We start from the raw sequence: 18,982 nt of genomic DNA on the forward strand, positions 1-18,982 counted from the left end.
CTGTGAAAACTTCCGGAAATCGGCCGAGTGAGCTGCACGGCCACGAACATCGGATGGTTGAAACTTTCGGGCGTCCGGGCGGCCCCGAAACAGCGACGGTGCCACCGTCGACGATCGACAGTGGCACCGTCGGTACGTGCACGTGCTACCGCAGGTGGGCCTCGATGGCCTCGATGATGCGCGGGCGCAGTTCGGCGGCGCGGATGACGGCGTCCACCGAGCCCACCTCGACGGCGCGTTGGATGTTGTGCACCCTGTCGAACTCCGTGGCCACCTCGCCGAGCTTCTCCGCCCGCACCGAGGACCGCAGCTCGTCCAACTCGGCGGTCAGCGCGGCGCGGTCGGTGCCGGACGCGGCGGCGACGCGAGCCTGTAGGGCGCGGACCCGATCGTCGGCGGCGGTACGGGCGTTGACGTCCGCGGAGAACACCACCGCCGCGGCGGGAGCGCCGCCGAGTACCGAGGCGAACGATCCCTCCAGCGCCAGCACCGTCATGCGCGGGTTCAGCGCCTTCGAGAACACCACGAACGCGCCGCCGTGATAGCGCGAGATCACGCAGAAGACGATCGGGCCGTTGAAGTTGACGATCGCCCGGCCGATCTCGGCGCCGTACTCCAACTGGAGCTTGCGCATCGACTCCGGTGAGCCGTCGAAGCCGGACAGGTTGGCAAGCACGACGAGGGGCCGGTTGCCGCTCGCCGCGTTGATGGCCCGCGCGGCCTTCTTCGACGACCGCGGGAACAGCGTGCCCGCCGTGTAGGTGTCCGGGCCGTCGGTGGGCGGGAAGCCACGCCGCGGCACCGACCGGGACTCGATGCCGAGCAGGCACACCGGGATCCCGCCGAGGTGGACGTCCTGCACCACCGCGGTGTCCGCGTCGGCCATGCCAGCCCACCGCTCCAGCACCGGGTGGTCCTGGTCGGAGAGCGCCCGCATCACCGTACGGATGTCGAACGGCTTCTTGCGGTCCGGGTTGGACTCGACCGAGAAGATTTCACCGACAGTACGGAACGGGCTGCTCGCCACGTCGTGCGGGAAGTCGGAGACGTCACGGTCCACCGGGTCCGTGGTCGCCGCCCGCCGAGGTGCTGCCTCGCCGGGCACGACGTACGTGTGGTCGTAGTGGGCCATCAGCACGTCCCGCGCGGCGGTCAGGGTCGGCGCCCAGTACTGCGCCTGCCCGTTCGGGCCCATCACCCGGTCGTAGCCGCCGATGCCGAAGTTGTCCTCAGCGGACACGCCACCGGAGAAGTCCAACGACTGCTTGCCGGTGAGCACCATCGCCGAGTCCGGCGTCATCACCAGGACGCCCTTTGTGTGCATGAGCATCGTGGCCTCGGCGTTCCAGTACGGCTGCGCACCGACGTTGATACCCGCCACCACGATGTTGATCTCGCCGCCGGCCTGGGTGAACTCGACGATGCGCTTGAGCGCCGCCGCCACCCAGTCCATGTTCTCGGTGCCCGATGTCATCGAGATCCGGGCGCCGGCGGACAGCGCCCACCACTCCAGCGGCACCCGCATCTGCTCGGCGAGGTCCAGTGCGGCGATCACACGCCGGCACTCCGGCTCGGACAGTGCGCCCAGAGACTTCGTCGGGTCGCCGAGCAGCACGACCCGGGTGACGCCCTGCGGGTGCAGCGGCGCCGGCGTGGTGACGACACCGGCGACGATCGCGGCGCGGTTGCGCCCCTTCGGCCGGTCTACAGGCGCCAGCGCGTGGTCGTCGTCGAGGTCGTACTCGACGAAGTCACCGAGGCGGCCGGTCAGCTCGTACGGGTAAACGGTGTTGCGGCTGCTGGCGCGCAGCACCTTCAGCCGGTACTCGTCCAGCGGCTCGACAGGCTCGACCGGTGGCTCGCCGACGGTCAGCTCGGCCCCGCCCGCCGCGTCGAACGTGATCCGGACAGCGATCTTGGTCAGTTCGCCGGTGCGGCGGTCACGCTGGCGGGCGATGAAGAGGACCTCCTCAAGACCGGCGCCCACAGTCGTCGGACGTACGCGCCCGGCGATCATCTCCATCTCCTGGCGGGTCAGCTCGCTCGGCGGCCAGACGTACACCACGATGCGGTTTGTGGTGAAGCGCGTCTTCGACGGCCTCAGCGTCTGGGCGCGGCGGATCGAGTCGAGGCAGGCGGCGATGGCGTCCTCGGCGGTTGGCAGCGCCACCAGCCGGCCGTCCTGCTCGCGCAGCTCGGTCAGGTCGCGCACCTGCGCGAACGCGACGAGACGCTCGTCGGACGGGTTTTCCCTGGCCACGCACTGGAAGAGGTAGACCTCCTCGTCCGCCGACGGCAGCCGGGTCAGGTCGAACTTGTGCAGCCGCTCCAGCTGCATGCGCTGCGCGATGTACGGGTGCAGACCCCGGATCAGCCGGTCCTCGGCCATCTGGCCGTCCGACGGGCGGAACGTGAAGTGGTGGTGCATCACCGCGCCGCCGCGACCGGCGACGGTGGTGGTGAGGCGGCGCACCTGCGCCGGCAACGGGTGCGCGGTGACGACCTCCAGCAGGGCTGCGGCCATCGCGTCGAAGTCCTCCGGCTGGTTCTCCCAGCCGAGGTAGATGTCGGCGTCGACGGCGTCCTCACCGCTGGCCAGCTCGGCAAGCCCGCGCAGTGCGACACCGAGCGTGTCGAAGCGCACCGCTGCGGAGACCACGCTGGAATCCGCGCGCTCGGCGACAACGAACGAGCAGCCCTCGACGTCTCGGGTACGCACGCTGGTGAGCGCCCGGTTGCCGTAGTACCGCCGGGTCAGCACCTCCAGCATCACCGCGTTGTCGAGGTGGTCGCGCACGAGGCGCTGACCGAGCAGCCGGACCAGCGGCTCGGTGCTGCGGACCATCTCCGCGATGCGTTCGCCGCGGTCGGGCGCGTCCGGGTGCGCGTCCAGGTGCCGCAGGTGCCCACGGACCTGGGCGTAGACGCGCGCGCGGTTGCGGCGCAGCAGCGGCTGCGCGAACCAGGCGAACACCACGCCCCGGGCCAGGTCGGCGACGACGGGGAAGCGGACCTGGGTGGCGGCGATCAGCCGCTCCAGTGCCAGACCGGCCGGCTCGCGCATCGCCTCCTCCGGCGGGGTCTCGCGCAGCCACGCACGCAGCAGCGCCGCGATGACAGTGGCGTCGGCCGCCGCCCGCTGCTGGGCGAGGAAGATCCGGAAGACGGCGGCTTCGACGTCGCCGCAGCGGTCCAGGTCGACGACACCGTAGTGGCCGAGCGCCTTGGCGAGCTTGGCCTGGAAAGCATCCGGCAGCCCGGCCCGCTCCACGTCCAGGCTCTGCAGGTACGTGTGGAAGTACTCGCGCGCACTACGGACGTGGGCGCCGCCGTCCTCGCCGGTGGGCCGGTTGCGGCTCAGCTCGGTCAGGTCGGCGAAGACCTCGATCAGGTCCAGTTCGGCGGCGAGCGGCGGGTGGCCTTCCTCTGCCGCCGTCCGCCGCACCGCAAGGTAGTCGTCGAGCACGCGACGGTCGTCGTGCGGGTCGACGTCGAAGCCGAGCAGCAGGCCGCGCAGATCCTCCTGGCCGCGCCGGCTGCGCTGGTACGCCGACGCGTCGTCGTCGGCAGCGGGCAGGTCCAGTTCGACGGCGGCGGCGCTCGGGCCGGCCACGGTCGTCGCGGACTCGTCGCCGAGGGGCTCCAGCCGCAGCAGCGGCGCGCCTGCCTCCACCTGGCTACCGACGGAGACGGCGCACTCCTTGAGCCGGGCCCGGAACGGCGCGCGCAGCACCGTCTCCATCTTCATGGCCTCCAGCACCAGCACCGGCGCGCCGGCCTCGACCTCGGCGCCGACCTCCAGCGGTGTGGCGACGACCAGCGCCGGCATGGGGGAGCGGACGACGCCGCCCTCGTCGCGGCTGACCCGGTGGGTGACGCCGTCGACCTCGACGAGATGGGTCGGGCCGTGCGTGCCGGTGAGCAGGCGGTACCGGATGCCGTTGACGACGATCTGGCCGGTGTGCCTGTCGAAGCGGTCCAGGACGACGTCGGCGGTGCGTACGGTGCCGCCCGCCTCGATGCCGACGCGGAACCGGTGCGCGCCGATGCGTGCCACCCGCAGGCGGTAGGTGGCCCCGCGCAGCTTGAGGTCCAGCGGACGGCCGCTGGCGTGCTGCACCTGAGGGCGCCCGCCGGAGGCCGTCGACAGCAGGCGCTGCCGCTCGGCCCGCTCCTCCTCCTCGTACGACTCGATGGCTGCTGCGGCCAGCGCCACGGCGGAGTGCCGGTGCGTGACGAGCCGGCCCTCGCCCCGGACCCTGTCGATCCAGCCGGTGTCCGCGCTGGCGTCGAGCACCTCGGGCTGGTCGAGCAGGTCGAGCACGAAGCTCTTGTTCGTCGCGCCGCCCTCGATGATCACCGTGGTGTTCGCCATCGCCCGGCGCAGCTTGCCAAGCGCCTCGTCGCGGTTGCGCCCGTACGCGATGATCTTCGCGATCATCGAGTCGAAGTCGGCGGGGATGGTGTCGCCCTCACTGACGCCGGTGTCCACCCGGATGCCGGGGCCGCTGGGCAGGTCCAGCCGTGCGATGCGGCCCGGCGACGGCGCGAAGTCCCGGTCGGGGTCCTCGGCGTTGAGCCGGGCCTCGATGGCGTGCCCGCGCTCGACCGGGGGCTCACCGTCGAGGCGGCCGCCCGCCGCCACGTGCAGCTGGGCCTTGACCAGGTCGAATCCGGTGGTCAACTCGGTGATCGGGTGCTCGACCTGGAGGCGGGTGTTGACCTCCAGGAACGCGAACAGCCGGTCGCCGGGGTGGTAGAGGAACTCGACTGTCGCCGCGCCCCGGTAGCCGACGGCGATGGCGAGCCGCTCCGCAGACGTCTTCAGCTCGGCCGCCTGCTCGGGGCTGAGCACCGGCGACGCCGACTCCTCGATGACCTTCTGGTTGCGGCGCTGCACCGAGCAGTCGCGTACGCCGAGCGCCCACGCCGTGCCCTGCCCGTCGGCGATCACCTGGACCTCGACGTGCCGGGCGCCGGTGACAAGGCGCTCCAGGAACACGATGCCGCTGCCGAACGCCCGCGCCGCCTCCTGGCTGGTGCGCTCGTACGCGTCGATCAGCTCGGCCTCGTCGCGGATCACGCGGATGCCGCGACCGCCACCGCCCGCGGTGGCCTTCAGCATCAGCGGGTAGCCGACCTCGGCTGCCGAGGCGCGGGCGGCGGTAAGTGTCTCCACGGCGCCGCGGCTCCAGGGCGCGACCGGTACGCCCACCTTCTCGGCGATCAGCTTCGAGCCGATCTTGTCGCCGAGCTGGCGCATGGCGTCCGCGCTCGGGCCGACGAACGTGACGCCGATCTTCTCGCACAGCTCCGCGAACGCCGGGTCCTCGGCGACGAAGCCCCAGCCGACCCAGGCGGCGTCCGCTCCGGTCTCGACAAGGGCGCGCTCCAGGGTTGCCAGGTTGAGGTACGGGCGCGCGGACGCCGGACCGAGGTCGTAGGCGATGTCCGCCTCGCGGACGAACGTGGCGGTGCGGTCGACGTCCGTGTAGAGGGCGATCGTCTCGATCCGGATGCCCGTCTCCGCGGCCAGCTCTCGGACCGCGTGGATGAGCCGCATGGCGGCTTCACCACGGTTGACGATGGCGACACGGTTGAACACCCGACTGACCCCTTTGGTAGACCATCATGTGCACGTCGCGAGTTGACGGGCTCCCGACAGTGATCACTTTTCCGGCTCGGGGCGCGGAATGCCATGGCGCAACCGCCGAACAGACCGCCGCTCAGTTGTAGGAACCTGACAAAAGTTTTTGGCTGCCACGTCCAGGTTGCCGAATCAGTGTCCGATCCTTGGCGTCGATGCCGCGATGCGTTATTTGGGCGGTCTGTCGGTTTGCTCGCCGCAGGTCCACCAGGACGCGGTTCCGGGTCGCCACCGGTCGTTGCCCGACCGACGGCGACCCGGAAAGCGTGCTCAGGAGTAGGGGAGCCGGAGCACCGACTGGTTGCCGATGCCCAGGGTCGTGGGGTTGTTGCCGATCGCCGACCAGACCTCCACCCGTACCGTGCCGTTGGACAGCGCGCCCAACGTTCCGGTGGCCGAGGCCAGGCCGGCGCTGTGGGTGTAGTGCTCGTAGCCGGAAACCGGGTCGGTGGCGAAGTAGCGGAAGGTCTCCACCCGCTCCCAACTGCCGTTGCCGGTCAGGTCGTAGGAGATCCGCACCTGCACGCCGTTGCCGACCGCAGTGCCCGCGTCCAGGAACAGGTCGAACGCGCTCTGCCCGCCGGAGTAGGCGAGGTTGAGGCCGGTCGCCGTGAAGACGCGCGCGTTGGTCGGCGTACCGTCGTGGTTTCCGTTCGCCGCCGCGACAGTCGTCGTGGTCGCGCTTCCGGCGGCGCCCAGCCCGCCGTTCGACAGCAGGTACCGCGTCGGAGAGCCCGAGCTGGGCGGCGGCGTGGTCGGGGGTGCCGTCGTCGGGGGAGCCGTGGTGGGCGGTGCCGTCGTCGGCGGGGCCGTGGTGGGCGGCGTGGTCGGGTTGACGCCGCCGGAGGCGTTGCCACCGCTCCAGGTGTACGCCCCGGTGGTGGCAGTCTTTCCGGCCGCCACGGTGAGCCGGGTGCCGTTGGAGAACGTGACGGTGATCGGGCTCGCGGTCGGGTTGGACGCCACGTAGGTGCGCGAACCGTTGCGGGAGAAGACCGCGCTCAGCGGATGGTTCGCGGTGACCGTCGTGTCGACGGTGCCCAGCGCCGCGAGGTTGCGGATCCAGTGGAACGTGTGCGCCCGGCTCTCACCCTCCTCGACCGTGTAGTTGGGGTTCGCCCGCAGGTTCGCCAGCGCCGCGTCACCGTCGCCGAGGGCCTGGAACTGCCACAGGATGTCCTGCCACACACTGGGTGGCCCGCCGTTGTTGCGGACCAGCTCGGCGTAGTTGGTGCGTACGTACGCCGGGTTGTTGCCCAGGTAGAGGTGCCCGCCGGTGATCGGCAGCAGGTTGATGCCCTGGATCATCTCCGGCTCGGCGCTGAACCAGGTGGCGTACGCGCCGCCGTCGCCCCAGACCATGCCGACAGTCGAGTGCCCGAACGCGGCCGGGAAGTTCTGGTCGCTGACGTCGAACCAGTACTCCTGGATGGCCGCGGCCTGCGTCGTGTAGAGGAAGATGCCGGCGTCACGGACGGCGGTGTTGCCGGTGACCTGCCCCCACTGGATGAGGGCGCTGGCGAAGTTCATTCCCTCCGACGAGGACTCCTGGTTGTTTCCGGAGCCGAACGAGCCGTGCCCGGAGGCCCAGTCGTGGCCGGCGTAGATGTCGAAGTCCCGCAGGTAGGGAAATTGCGTGTCGTCGCGCCGGTAGTTGTTGGCGTCGCGGATCAGCAGATCCACCATGCCGCCGTAGCGGCTGGTGGAGGCCCACGACGGGTCGAACTTGGCGAGCGTCGCGGCGGCCGCGATGTAGTAGCCGTAGTGGAAGTGGTGGTCGTTGAGCTCCTGGTCGGAGCCGTACGACGCCGGGTAGCCGATCAGGGTGCCCCAGTTGCTGTCGTAGTAGAAGACCCTGCTGGTCTTTCCGCTCGACGCGGTGAACCAGTCGGTGAGCGTGCTGCGGATGGCGTTCAGCGCGCTGTCGCGGGTGGCCGTGTCGTTGACCAGGTCGGCGACCTCGGCGAGCCGGGCGGCCCGGCCGAGCCCCTTGCCGGTCCAGTAGGTGTCGCCACCGCGCTGGTCCATCGGGTTGCTACGTGCGGCGGCCAGGTGACCGTTGAGCGTCGCCAGGTCGGCGCCACTGCCGTCACCGACGGCCGGCAACTCCGGCAGGATGCCCTGGAACTTCATTGCGGTGCGGAACTGGCTGACGCCGGTGAGCACCTTCATCCGTCCCCGCGCCGACGGGTATGTCGGAGTGATCGCTGTGGACCCGGACAGCGACTTCCACTGGTGCGGGTAGAGGCTGACCACAGTCTGCGTGGCGCTGCCCTCCCGGGCGGTGGTGGTGAACGCGTACGTGGTGGTCAGCCCGCTCGTGGCCTGGTCGTAGGTGTACGAGACTGTGGTGCCGGTGACGTGGGCGTGCGCGTACCTGCCGTAGGTCGCGGCCAGGTCGGCGCGCTCCGACGCGCTGGAGGTCGGCGGCAGCAGGGCCACCGAGAAGTACCCGCGACCGGCCAGCCCCGAGGAGATCCGGCCGGAGGCGACGCTCCAGCTGGCGCCGCTGGGTGCGTACCCCACGTAGTCATGGCCGTTGACCCGGAACCCGATAGTGGCGCCGCTGTTGGACCAGACCTCCGGGTTGCCGCTCGTGCTGATGACCGCGTCGCCGCCGGTGCTCTGGAAGTACGCGAACGGCAGGCCGTGGCCGATGGTGGCCCGCAGGGTGCGGCTGCCGTCGCTCCAGTGCGGACTGACCGTCCAGTCGCTCCAGCCGTCGACCTTTACCTGGGGTGCGCCGAGCCCGGCGACGCCGACCCGGATGTCCTGCACGTACGGGTAGTGGAATTCCCCGACACCGGTGGCGGTGCCGCTGATGGCGGGCGTGGAGTTGGCGGAGAACCCGAGACCGTCGGTGAACGTGTCGTACGAGATCGGGTGGGCGTGCAGGGGCTCGCTGAAGGAGCAGTCGGTGCGCTTCCAGAGCAGCGAGGACCACCAGTCGTTTGTGGGGATGGCGCCGCCGGGCGCGTTGGCGGTGGCGAACTGCCGGGGGTTGCTGGACATCGAGCCGCAGCCGGAGGGGAGCGGGCCGACCGGGGTGGTGGTGTAGCTACCGGCGCCGACCGGGGCGGCCTCGGCGGCGCGGGTGAGGGGAATCGTGAGGCCGCCGACGACCAGGGCCAGGGCCGTGGTGGCGGCCAGGGCCCATCGACGGTGGGGGACGGGAGGTTTCATGGTGCCTCCATCGCACGCCGGGTCACGGTCCGTGCCCGCTCCGGCGCGTTGCGTCTGAAATGAGGAGAAGGTCGACTGAGAGAGCGCTCTCTCTCGCTCGCACGGTAATCGAACGCCGAGATCCGCGTCAATGTGTCAACCAGGTTGCGTACGGATGTCGCTATTTGCCGCCGCCGGACCGACCGCTCGCGTCCGGCTCCGCCGTTGGCGTCCGGCCCGTCAGGGGCGGGCGGGCCGCTAGCCCGGGAGCGTGGCGGGGGCGTCGAGGTCGGCGGCGAGCGCGTCCGGTGCCCGCATCCGCCACGCGTCGGTCACCAGTTCGCTGAGGCGCTCCACGTCGACCTCGGGCAGGCGCAGCAGCACCAGGGGCAGCCCGTCGTAGCCGGGCGCGGTGAAGAACAGAGCGGGCTCGCCGAGCAGCAGCGCCTGCTTCTCGGCCTCGTCACCGACGAACAGCACGGCGACGTCGGTGCGGATCAGCCGTGGCTTCCCCGGCTGGCGCTCCGGATAGGACCAGACGAACCCCTTGTCGGCCACCCGGAAGTCGAAGCCGGCGCTGTCGACCTCCACCACGTGCGGCAGGGCCAGCGCCAGCCGGCGTACGTCGTCCGCGTCAGCCACCGAGCCCCCTCGCGGAGCGCGCGATCCACATGCCAAGAGGTTACGCGTCGGCGCGCGTCCGATCACCGGTTGGTGCCGAGTCGCGTGCGGACCGCGGTCGCGGCGCACAGGATGACCACGAGGCCGCCGAGAAGGGTCGTGGCGCCGATGTGCTCGCCCAGCAGCAGGGCCGCCCAGGCGATGCTCATGACGGGCTGGGCGAGTTGCACCTGACTGACCTGCGCCATCGGTCCGATCGCCAGACCGTGGTACCAGGCGAAGAAGCCGAGGAACATGCTGACCACCCCGAGGTAGCCGAAGGCCGCCCACTGCGTCGGCGTGCCCTGCGGGACCTCCCGGCTGACGGCGACGACCGTCAGGGCCACCATGAGCGGGGAGCACAGGACGAGCGCCCAGGAAACCGTCTGCCAGGCGCCCAGTTCACGCGCCAACAGGCCGCCCTCGGCGTACCCGGCGGCGGCGGCCAGAACCGCGCCGAAGAGCAGCAGGTCGGCCGCGTGCAGTCGACCGAGGCCACCCCACTGCGCCGAGGCGAAGGCCGTGGCGGCCACCGCGCCGGCGGCGGCGGCGATCCAGAACCCGACCGGCGGGCGCTCGTGTCCGCGAAGGACGGCCAGCACCGCGGTCGTCGCCGGCAGCATGGCGATCACGACGGCGCCGTGGCTGGCCGGCGCGCTTGTCATTGCGTACGACGTCAGCAGCGGAAACCCGACGACCACGCCACCGCCGACCACGGCGAGACGGAGCCACTGCGCGCCGCGCGGCAGGCGCTGGCGGGTGAGCGTCAACGCGACGGCGGCCAGGAGCGCCGCGACAACCGCTCGGGCCGACCCGATGAACAGCGGCGACAGGCCGCCCACCGCCAGCCGGGTGAGGGGGACGGTGAGCGAGAACGCCGCTACTCCGACCAGGCCCCAGGAGAGGCCCGCCGAGGATATCGCCGGCCGCGTGATGGTAGTAGCGCTACTCTGTGCTGTCATGGATGACAGTAGCAGCTCGCGGATCGCCGCCGACCTCGGCGACTGGATCGCGACGGCCGCGCCGGGTGCCCGCCTGCCGTCCAGCCGGGAGCTGGTCGCCCGCTACCAGGCCAGTCCGGTGACCGTGCAGCACGCGTTACGCGCCCTCACCGCCCGGGGGCTCATCGAGAGTCGGCCCGGAGTCGGCACGTTCGTCCGCGCCGTACGGACCGCGCGACCGGCCGACTACGGCTGGCAGACCGCCGCGCTGCGCGCACCCGGGGTCCGCCCCGGCGCGGTCCCGACCGCGTTGCGTAGCGTCCCCAACGATGTCGTCGCGCTGCACGCCGGCTACCCGGACCGGGAGCTGCTCCCGGAGCGGCTGGTCCGCGCCGCGCTCACCAGGGCGGCGCGCTCCGACGCGGCCCTGACCCGGCCACCGGCGGCGGGCCTGCCGGAGCTGCAGACCTGGTTCGCCGGCGAGCTGGCTGCCGTGACCCCGGCCGGGGTGACACCACCCACCGCCAGCGACGTCACCATCCTGCCCGGCAGCCAGAGTGGATTGACCTCGGTGTTCCGCGCCCTGGTCGGCCCCGGGCAACCCCTGCTGATCGAATCACCGACCTACTGGGGAGCCCTCCTGGCCGCACGGCAGGCCGGCGTACGCCTCGTCCCGGTCCCCAGCGGCCCGGCCGGCCCGGACCCCCGCGAGCTGGCCCGCGCCTTCGCCGAGACGTCCGCGCGGTTGTTCTACGCCCAACCGAACCACGCCAATCCCACCGGTGCGCGGTGGCCGGTGGCGTTGCACGAGCAGGTTCTGGCGGTGGTACGCGAGCACGGCGCGTTCGTGGTCGAGGACGACTGGGCACACGACCTGGGCATCACCGGCACCGCGACGCCCCTGGCCGCGCACGACGACCGTGGCCACGTCATCTACCTGCGCTCGCTCACCAAGAGCGTGTCGCCGGCCGTCCGCGTCGCGGCGGTCATCGCCCGGGGGCCGGCCCGAGCACGGCTCCTGGCCGACCGTGCCGCCGAGTCGATGTACGTCAGCGGTCTCCTCCAGGCTGCGGCGCTCGACGTGGTGACCCAGCCCGCCTGGGCCACGCACCTGCGCGGCCTGCGCCAGCAACTCGGTACCCGCCGCGATCTCCTCGTCACCGCGCTGCGCGAGCACGTCCCGCAGGCCGACATCGGCCGGGTGCCCGCCGGAGGCCTGAGCCTGTGGGTCCGCCTCCCCGACGGCACGGACGTCGCGCAGCTCGCGTACGACGCCGAGAAGGCGGGGCTGGTCATCGCGCCCGGGGCCGAGTGGTTTCCCGCCGAACCGACCGGGCCGTTCGTACGACTCAGCTACGCCGGCGCCAACCCGGCGGCATTCGCCACCGGCGCACGCCTGCTGGGCGAGGCCCTCGCGCGTCAGCACGTCTGACAGGGCACGCGCGTCTGACAGGGCACGCGCGTCAGCGCGTCCGACGCCGCAGGTGGTGCGTCAACGGCGGCTGCGGCGCTGGTCGCCGAGCCGCAGCGTGTTGCAGACATCGAAGACTCCCGGCACGTCCCAGGCGAGTTCCGCGGCGACCTGGCGTGCGTCCGTGTCGCTCACCAACCCGGACAGGATGACCACCCGGTTCTGCACTGTGACGCCGATCCGCTGCCGCCTGGTGGTCGAGTCGATGCTCAGTCGCTGCGCGACAAGCGCCTCGAGCCGCCGGTCCGGGCTGTCCGGCTCGGGCTGACTGGCGGCGAACCAGTTCTCGTCAGGCAGCGGCCATGGCATGTGCACGAAAGAGCTCCTTGCTGGTGGTTCGCTGTGATCAGACGCGGGTGCCCGACACGGACGCGTCCTGCGACAGGTGGGCGAGCGCGTCGGCGCGGCTCTCGAAGATCGGGAACGTCCCGTCCAGGCGCATGGTGTGCAGGACGGTGCGGATGAACCGCGACGGCGCGGCGAGGCTGAGCGTGGCGCCACGGCTGCGGGCGTCCTGGTGGGCGCGCACGAGCAGGCCCAGTCCGGTGGAGTCGATGAGGTGCACGCGACTCAGGTCGACCACGACGTGCCCACCCATCTCGGCGGCGTGCCGCAGGGCGGAGCGCAGTGTGTCACCGGCTTCGAGGTCGATGTCGCCGGTGGCCGCGACGACAGTCACGTCGTCGAGGTGGTCGATGCCGAGGATGCCGCCGGGTCCGTGGTCGCTGCACGAGACCGTTGCGCCCTGCGAGGACGGCAGCAGGCTGCAGTGCGGGCAGCGATGAGGGCCGGTGGCGAACGGCGATCCACTCCAGCCGTGTTCGGACACCAGCGTCCAGACGACCTCCGCGTCGGGCAGCACGCACGCGGTGGCCCGGAGGGAGTCACCGCAGATGTCGCAGATCAGGGTCATCAGGTCGTCGTCGGGGACGACGGTCATGGCGCTGTCCTTCCTACGTCCGTGCCCGGCCGCGGACGACCTCGGTGCGGGCTCAAATCGGTGGTGCGGATCCCGTGCGTCACGGTTCTGGCGTCTCTGAGGTGGCCCGTCCCGTTGTCACCACGACGAGAACGACGCCGACACCGGCGACGCCGATCTGCAGGAGGAACTCCAGGAAACCGAACCCCTGGGCGGTGACACCGGCCAGGCGCGCGGCGGTGGACCCGATCAGCGCGGCGACGACGCCGACGGTCAGGGCGACCCACAGCGGAACGCTGTGCGGGCCGGGAACGACACGCCTGCCGAGAGCCCCCGCGACGACACCGACGACGACGGCGCTTACCAACCCGCTGACACTCATGCTGCCTCTCCTGTCGCTGCCGGCGTCAGTGCCGGGTGGTCACGGGCGCCCGGCCCTGCGCGATCGGCGACGGCGGAGCGGCTTCGGGCTGGCCGTCCTCGGCGTCGATGACGATCGGCAGAACCTGGTCCAGTCGGGCGGTGTGCAGGATGCGCCGGATGCGGGGGTTCGGGTTACGGATGGTGAGGATCCCGTCGGCCCGTACCAGCCGCCGGTGGACGTCGAGCAGCAGCCCGATGGCGGCGGCGTCGATGTGCCGGCAGCGTGACAGGTCCACCACGACGCGGCCGGGACACAGCGCCAGCAGCCTGTCGAACACGGCCCCGGTCTCCGGCAGGCCGGCCAGATCGAACGTGTCGATGCACACCTCGACCATCGGCAGCGTCCACGACGTCGGTGCCGGTGACTCCGTCATGGCGTACCCCTTCGCTCGCGGACCTGTACGCCAACGACCGTGCCGGGCCGGCTTGGCGGTCACCGCGCGGATCCATGACAGTTGCGTGACAAATACACCAACCGGCGGACGCGGTTGGCCGCGCGACGTGCGGCCTGGGGATGATTCCCTGTATGACGGCCGTACTGGTGATCGAGGACGACGACCGCATCCGGCTGGCGCTGCTGCTCGCATTGGAGGACGAGGGGTACGACGCCGTGGGCGCGGCCACCGCCGAGGAGGGCCTGCGCGCCCAGCGCCGTGACCCGGCCGACTACGTGCTCGTCGACCTGATGCTGCCGGGCCTTGACGGTTTCGAGTGCATCCGGCAGTTGCGCCGCGACGACGACGTCCCGATCGTGGTGGTCAGCGCCCGCGACGAGACCCACGACATCGTGGCCGCGCTCGAAGCCGGCGCCGACGACTACGTGGTCAAGCCCGTGGCGATCAAGGAGTTGACCGCCCGGTTGCGCGCCCTGCGTCGCCGCGCCCGCGCGGGCGTCGCCGGTCCGGGGCCGGCGCCGGTGCCCGTGTTCGCCTTCGGCGACCTGGAGATCAGCCCCGACGCGGGGGAGGTCCGCCGGGCCGGCCAGCCCGTGCCGGTCACCCGCACCGAGTTCCGGCTGCTCTGCGAGCTGGCCGAGCACGCCGGTCGCGTGCTGTCCCGGCAGCAGCTGCTGCAACGGGTCTGGGGGTACGACCTGGGCGACGAGCGCCTTGTCGACGTGCACGTGGGCCGGCTGCGGCAGAAGATCGAACGGGACCCGGCCACGCCCCGTCACCTGGTCACCCTGCGGGGTATGGGCTACAAGCTGCAACGATGAGACTTCGCCTCGGACTCCGTACCCGGGTCACCGCCGCGTTCGCCGTCGGTGCGCTCCTGCTTGCCGCGTCGATGGCCCTCGTCTCGTACGAGCTGGTCAGCCGTTCCCTGCTTGAGGAACGCGAGCGCACGGCCCTGCGCGCCGCCTACTTCGACGCCGCCATCGTGCGTGCCGGCCTCGACACGGACACCCCGGACGTCGTTGAGGTGCTGCGCTCGCTGGACACCGGCGGAAGCCGCCGGCCAGTGCTGCACCTGGACGGCGAGTGGTACGCCCGTACCGTCGACTCGGGCACCACCACGTCCATCCCGCCCGACCTGCGACGGCTCGTGGCCGCCGGGGAGCCGGCGTTGCAGCGGGTACGCCTCGACGGCCAGCCCGCCCTCGTGGTCGGGGTGCCGCTGTCTGATACGTCGATGTATTTCGAGGTCAACTCCCTGCGCGAGCTGGAGCAGACGTTCCAGGTCCTGGCGTTGGCGCTGACCACCGTCGCGATCATGGTGGCGGGCTCCGGCGCCGCGCTCGGCTGGTACGCCACCCGGCACGGGCTGCGTCCACTGACGGCGGTCGCCGACGCCGCCGAGAAGATCGCCGCCGGTGACTTCACCGCCCGCCTCGACCCGACCACCGACCCCGACCTGACCCGCCTGTCGTCGTCGTTCAACCAGATGGTCGACCGGCTCGAGCAGCGCATCGAACGGGACCGCCGCTTCGCCGCCGACGTCAGCCACGAACTGCGGTCCCCGTTGCAGACCCTCGCCGCGGCGGCAAGTGTCCTGGCCCGCCGCCGCGAACACCAGGACGAACGGACGGCGACCGCCGCGGGTCTCGTCGCCGACGAGATCGACCGCTTCCAGCGGCTCGTCAACGACCTGATCGACCTGGCCCGCAGCGACCACCCCGCCCGTCGGGCCCCGGTGGACGTGGTGGCGCTGGCCCGGGACGCCTGTCACGCCCTGGACCTGCCCGCAAGCATTGTCCACCTCGGTCCGGGCGTGCCGGAGACCTGGCAGGTGGAGCGGCGGCGGGTGGCCCAGATCCTCGCGAACCTGCTCGGCAACGCGGCGACCTACGGCGGTGGCCCGGTGGCCGTCCGGTTGAGCCGCGACGGCAGCGTCGGTGTCATCGAGGTCGACGACGAGGGCCCGGGCGTGCCGATCGAGGACCGTGAGGCGATCTTCGACCGGTTCGTGCGGGGCCGCGCCGCGAACACCCGTGGCACCGGCGACGGCACCGGTCTCGGTCTCGCGCTCGTCGCCCAGCACGCCGCCGCGCACGCCGGCGGCGTCACCCTCGGCGACCGGCCCGGCGGCGGCGCCCGTTTCCGGGTCACCCTCGCGGAGAGCCTGCCATGACCGGCCGTCGTCTGGTCGTCGCGTTGACGCTCGCCGCGCTGCTCGCCGGCTGTGGCATCCCCACCGACGACACGGCCCGTCCGGTGACGCCCCCACGCGGGCCGTTTCCGACAGTGGCTTCCACGGATGCCACGGTCCCGGCCGGCAGCGCCGCGGAGATCCTCTGTCTGCTGCGCGACAACCGCATCGTCCCCGTGCTCCGGCGCGTGGAACGTCCGCCGACTGTCGAGGAGCATCTGCGGCATCTGCTCGCCGGGCCCACCGCGGCCGAGCGGGACGACGGGTTGACGAGCGCGCTCGCGGGTGCGGTGAACGCCGCCGGGGCGACGGTCACCGACGCCGAGGCCCGCGTCGTTGTCGACGAACCCGGCCACGATGTGGGCCGCAGCGACGAGGTCCTCGCCTTCGGCCAGATCGTCTGCACCCTGACCAGCCGCGACGACGTCGCCACCGTCACGTTCCTGCGCGACGGCAAGCCCCTCGGCGTGCCGCGCGCCGACGGCTCGCTTACCGAACGACCGCTCACCCGCACCGACTTCGCCCCGCTCATCGTGCCGCGGTGACCGCGACCGCCGGCCGTGGGGCGCAGTCATACGTTTCATGACAGTCGCGTGACAAATCGGCTGACGAGCCGATCTCCGGTTTCGGTGGCGCACCATCGGGGGCACGAAAGCGTCGCCGACGAAAAATTTCAGCTTCACGACACTGAGGAAGGACGGTTCCCGTGGAGGTTACGGGCTTCTTCACCGCCATCATCATCGGTCTGATCATCGGGGCCCTCGGCCGGCTGGTGGTGCCGGGCAAGCAGAACATCCCGATCTGGCTCACCCTTGCCATCGGCGTACTGGCCGCGATCCTCGGCACCCTCGTTGCCGGTGTGTTCGGCGTCGACGACACCGCAGGCGTCGACTGGATCGAACTGTTCATCCAGATCGTGTTCGCGGCGATCGGTGTGGCAATCGTCGCAGGCACGTACGGCCGCCGACGGCACTGAGGACCACGCACGGGCGGGCCCACCCTCAACCAGGGGCGGGCCCGCCCGTGCGTCGTGCCGGAGAACGATCGAGCGGAGCCGGCTGTGATTGGATGGCCCGGTGCAGTTCACAGTGACAGAGGCGCCGACGCGGGAGCGGTTCGAGGCGCGCGACGAGGCAGGCGCGGTCGCTGGATTCGTCACCTACCAGGTGACCGGCAGCATCATCGCCTACACCCACACCGAGACCGATCCGGCGTACGAGGGCAGGGGTGTCGGGTCGACGCTTGCCCGTGCGGTGATGGACGACGCCCAGGCCAAGAGGCGCATGGTCGTGCCGATCTGCCCGTTCCTCGCCGAGTGGCTGCTCAAGCACCCGGAGTACGAGGGCATCGTGGTCCGGTCGACCCGCAAGGTCAAATAGCTTCCGCCCGTCCCAGCACCCCTGCGCACCCGTCGGGAGACGTGACCGATGACAGCCGCCGCCTTTCGTGCCCTGCACCACGACCGCGCCGCCGGTGACGCGCTTGTCCTGCCGGGGCCGTGGGACGCCGGAAGCGCGAAGGTGTTCGCCGACGCCGGGTTCCCGGCACTCGCGACCCCGAGCGCCGGAGTGGCCGCCTCCCTCGGTTACGAGGACGGCGCGACACCGCCGGACGAGATGTTCGCCGCGGTGGCGCGGATCGTCCGGGCCGTTTCCGTGCCGGTCTCCGCCGACGTCGAGGGCGGTTACGGGCTCGCCCCCGCCGAACTGGTCGAGCGTCTGCTGGAGGCCGGCGTCGTCGGCTGCAACCTGGAGGACTCCGACGGGCACGGCACGCTCAAGGACCCGCAGCAGCACGCGGACTGGCTGGCCGAGGTGCGGGCGGCGGCGGGTGACGCGCTCGTCATCAACGCGCGCGTCGACACGTTCCTGTTCGGCACCGGCGACCCAACGGACGCCGTGGCCCGCGCGCAGCTGTACGTGGCCGCCGGCGCCGACTGCGTCTATCCGCTGCTGGCGCCGCCCGAGGTGTTCCCGGTCCTGCGAGAGGGCATCACCGGGCCCATCAACATGGCGGCCGGCCCGGCCCCGGAGTCGGTGGCGGAGGTCGCCCGGCTGGGCGCCACGCGCATCACCTTCGGCCCCGGCATGCAGCGGTACACCATGGGCAGGGTCGCCGACCTCGCGGCCGCACTGCGCGGCTGAGGTCGCCCGAGCGCAGCCGGCGGTCGACGCCGACGCCGCGTGACACCGACGTCGGGTGGGCCCGCGCGTGGCGACGGCCCACCCGGGCGGGATGGTCGCTGTCAGGCGCGGGCGGCCAGGGCGTCCACGAGGCGGCGGGTCGAGCCGGCCAGGTTCCACTGCGCGGCCAGTTCGAGAAGCCGGTCCGGGTCGGCGGGGGCGGTCGGCAGCTCGGTCGGCAGCTCCGGCAGCGGCACGTCCAGGGCGACCCGGACCACCGTGGGCGCGACGGCAAGGTAGTCGCGGGCAGCGGCGAGCTTGGTGCGCAGGCCCGGAGCGAACGACGAGTCGGATTCGTCAAGCGCGGCGAGGATGCCGGCGATGCTGCCGTAGCGCTCGATGAGCCGGGCGGCGGTCTTCTCGCCGACACCGGGCACGCCGGGCAGGCCGTCGCTGGGGTCGCCGCGCAGCGCCGCGAAGTCGGCGTACCTGTCGGCCGGCACGCCGTAGCGGGCGCGCACCGCTGCGTCGTCACAGTCGTCGAGCTTGGCCACGCCGCGCCCGACGTAGAGCAGCCGGACCGGTCGGCTGTCGTCGATGAGCTGGAAGAGGTCCCGGTCGCCGGAGACGACCTCGACCGGGCCCGGCTGGGTCACCGACAGCGTGCCGAGCACGTCGTCGGCCTCGTAGCCGGTCGCCCCGACGGCGGTGATGCCGATCGCGGCCAGCACCTCCAGGATCATCGGCACCTGCGGGGAGAGCGTGTCCGGAACGACCTCGCCGCCCTGCGGGGCAACCCGGTGCGCCTTGTACGACGGCAGCAGTTCGACCCGCCACGCCGGCCGCCAGTCGTAGTCGAGGGCGCAGACCATCCGGTCGGCGCCGCGTCCACGGATGAGGGTGGCGAGCATGTCGAGGAAGCCACGTACCGCGTTGACGGGAGTGCCGTCCTCGGTGCGGGCTGCGGACTCCGGAATGCCGAAGTAGGCCCGGAAGTAGAGGCTGGCTGCGTCGATCAGCAGGATCGGGGGTCGATGTGCCACGCCG

The 18,982-nt window shown here is 71.8% G+C and carries 16 protein-coding genes; 7 read left to right on the forward strand and 9 right to left on the reverse strand.

All coding sequences use genetic code 11. The features are described 5' to 3' along the window. Positions 1-145: 145 nt before the first annotated feature. The 4 genes from ACPXB1_RS18910 to ACPXB1_RS18925 all read right to left on the reverse strand — a co-directional run bounded on the left by ACPXB1_RS18910 (position 146) and on the right by ACPXB1_RS18925 (position 10,431). The gene (locus tag ACPXB1_RS18910; RefSeq protein ID WP_355594620.1) at positions 146-5,605 is read right to left on the reverse strand and encodes a carboxyl transferase domain-containing protein; all 5,460 of its coding nucleotides are present in this window, start codon (positions 5,603-5,605) and stop codon (positions 146-148) included. Positions 5,606-5,917: 312 nt separating this feature from the next. Continuing rightward, positions 5,918-8,830 carry a glycosyl hydrolase gene (locus ACPXB1_RS18915; protein WP_425735586.1) on the reverse strand — a complete coding sequence of 971 codons (2,913 nt, stop codon included), beginning with the start codon at positions 8,828-8,830 and terminating at the stop codon, positions 5,918-5,920. A 237-nt stretch (positions 8,831-9,067) separates the two neighbouring features. After that, entirely contained in the window at positions 9,068-9,451 is a 384-nt protein-coding gene (locus ACPXB1_RS18920; RefSeq protein WP_355594616.1) for an MmcQ/YjbR family DNA-binding protein, read from the reverse strand. Between the two features lie 62 nt (positions 9,452-9,513). Then, positions 9,514-10,431 carry a DMT family transporter gene (locus tag ACPXB1_RS18925; RefSeq protein ID WP_355594614.1) on the reverse strand — a complete coding sequence of 306 codons (918 nt, stop codon included), beginning with the start codon at positions 10,429-10,431 and terminating at the stop codon, positions 9,514-9,516. Between ACPXB1_RS18925 and ACPXB1_RS18930 the strand changes: the two genes are divergently transcribed. After that, positions 10,430-11,842 carry a PLP-dependent aminotransferase family protein gene (locus ACPXB1_RS18930; protein WP_355594612.1) on the forward strand — a complete coding sequence of 471 codons (1,413 nt, stop codon included), beginning with the start codon at positions 10,430-10,432 and terminating at the stop codon, positions 11,840-11,842. The two genes, ACPXB1_RS18925 and ACPXB1_RS18930, sit on opposite strands and share 2 nt — an antisense overlap. A gap of 60 nt (positions 11,843-11,902) precedes the next feature. Here ACPXB1_RS18930 and ACPXB1_RS18935 read toward each other — a convergent pair whose 3' ends face one another. From ACPXB1_RS18935 to ACPXB1_RS18950, 4 genes are all read right to left on the reverse strand, one after another. Next, positions 11,903-12,196, reverse strand: coding sequence for a BON domain-containing protein (locus ACPXB1_RS18935; protein WP_425735587.1), 294 nt, complete (start codon positions 12,194-12,196; stop codon positions 11,903-11,905). A gap of 31 nt (positions 12,197-12,227) precedes the next feature. Beyond that, a complete protein-coding gene (locus tag ACPXB1_RS18940; protein WP_355594610.1) occupies positions 12,228-12,821 on the reverse strand; it encodes an STAS domain-containing protein in 594 nt (197 codons plus the stop codon). 79 nt (positions 12,822-12,900) lie between these two features. Then, a complete protein-coding gene (locus ACPXB1_RS18945; protein ID WP_053661269.1) occupies positions 12,901-13,182 on the reverse strand; it encodes a hypothetical protein in 282 nt (93 codons plus the stop codon). A 25-nt stretch (positions 13,183-13,207) separates the two neighbouring features. Next, positions 13,208-13,597 carry an STAS domain-containing protein gene (locus ACPXB1_RS18950; RefSeq protein WP_355594608.1) on the reverse strand — a complete coding sequence of 130 codons (390 nt, stop codon included), beginning with the start codon at positions 13,595-13,597 and terminating at the stop codon, positions 13,208-13,210. Between the two features lie 152 nt (positions 13,598-13,749). On the opposite strand from ACPXB1_RS18950, the gene ACPXB1_RS18955 reads away from it, so the two are divergent. The 6 genes from ACPXB1_RS18955 to ACPXB1_RS18980 all read left to right on the forward strand — a co-directional run bounded on the left by ACPXB1_RS18955 (position 13,750) and on the right by ACPXB1_RS18980 (position 17,956). After that, positions 13,750-14,439, forward strand: coding sequence for a response regulator transcription factor (locus ACPXB1_RS18955; RefSeq protein ID WP_053661267.1), 690 nt, complete (start codon positions 13,750-13,752; stop codon positions 14,437-14,439). Further along, positions 14,436-15,794 (forward strand): sensor histidine kinase, encoded by a 1,359-nt coding sequence (locus ACPXB1_RS18960; protein ID WP_355594606.1) that lies wholly within the window; start codon positions 14,436-14,438, stop codon positions 15,792-15,794. Before ACPXB1_RS18955 ends, ACPXB1_RS18960 begins: the two co-directional genes overlap by 4 nt. After that, positions 15,791-16,357 (forward strand): GerMN domain-containing protein, encoded by a 567-nt coding sequence (locus ACPXB1_RS18965; RefSeq protein WP_355594604.1) that lies wholly within the window; start codon positions 15,791-15,793, stop codon positions 16,355-16,357. The genes ACPXB1_RS18960 and ACPXB1_RS18965 overlap by 4 nt, the downstream gene beginning before the upstream one ends. Positions 16,358-16,518: 161 nt before the next feature. After that, positions 16,519-16,788 carry a GlsB/YeaQ/YmgE family stress response membrane protein gene (locus ACPXB1_RS18970; protein ID WP_355594602.1) on the forward strand — a complete coding sequence of 90 codons (270 nt, stop codon included), beginning with the start codon at positions 16,519-16,521 and terminating at the stop codon, positions 16,786-16,788. A 100-nt stretch (positions 16,789-16,888) separates the two neighbouring features. Further along, the gene (locus ACPXB1_RS18975; RefSeq protein WP_355594600.1) at positions 16,889-17,191 is read left to right on the forward strand and encodes a GNAT family N-acetyltransferase; all 303 of its coding nucleotides are present in this window, start codon (positions 16,889-16,891) and stop codon (positions 17,189-17,191) included. A gap of 48 nt (positions 17,192-17,239) precedes the next feature. Further along, positions 17,240-17,956: an isocitrate lyase/PEP mutase family protein gene (locus ACPXB1_RS18980; RefSeq protein WP_355628900.1), complete on the forward strand. Its 717-nt coding sequence runs from the start codon at positions 17,240-17,242 to the stop codon at positions 17,954-17,956. A 101-nt stretch (positions 17,957-18,057) separates the two neighbouring features. Here ACPXB1_RS18980 and ACPXB1_RS18985 read toward each other — a convergent pair whose 3' ends face one another. Next, positions 18,058-18,978, reverse strand: a complete 921-nt coding sequence (locus tag ACPXB1_RS18985) for a 5'-3' exonuclease (protein ID WP_425735588.1) — start codon at positions 18,976-18,978, stop codon at positions 18,058-18,060. Positions 18,979-18,982 lie beyond the last annotated feature (4 nt).

The sequence above is a fragment of the Micromonospora sp. DT68 genome (assembly GCF_049847245.1).
In the GTDB taxonomy this organism is placed as follows: domain Bacteria; phylum Actinomycetota; class Actinomycetes; order Mycobacteriales; family Micromonosporaceae; genus Micromonospora; species Micromonospora profundi.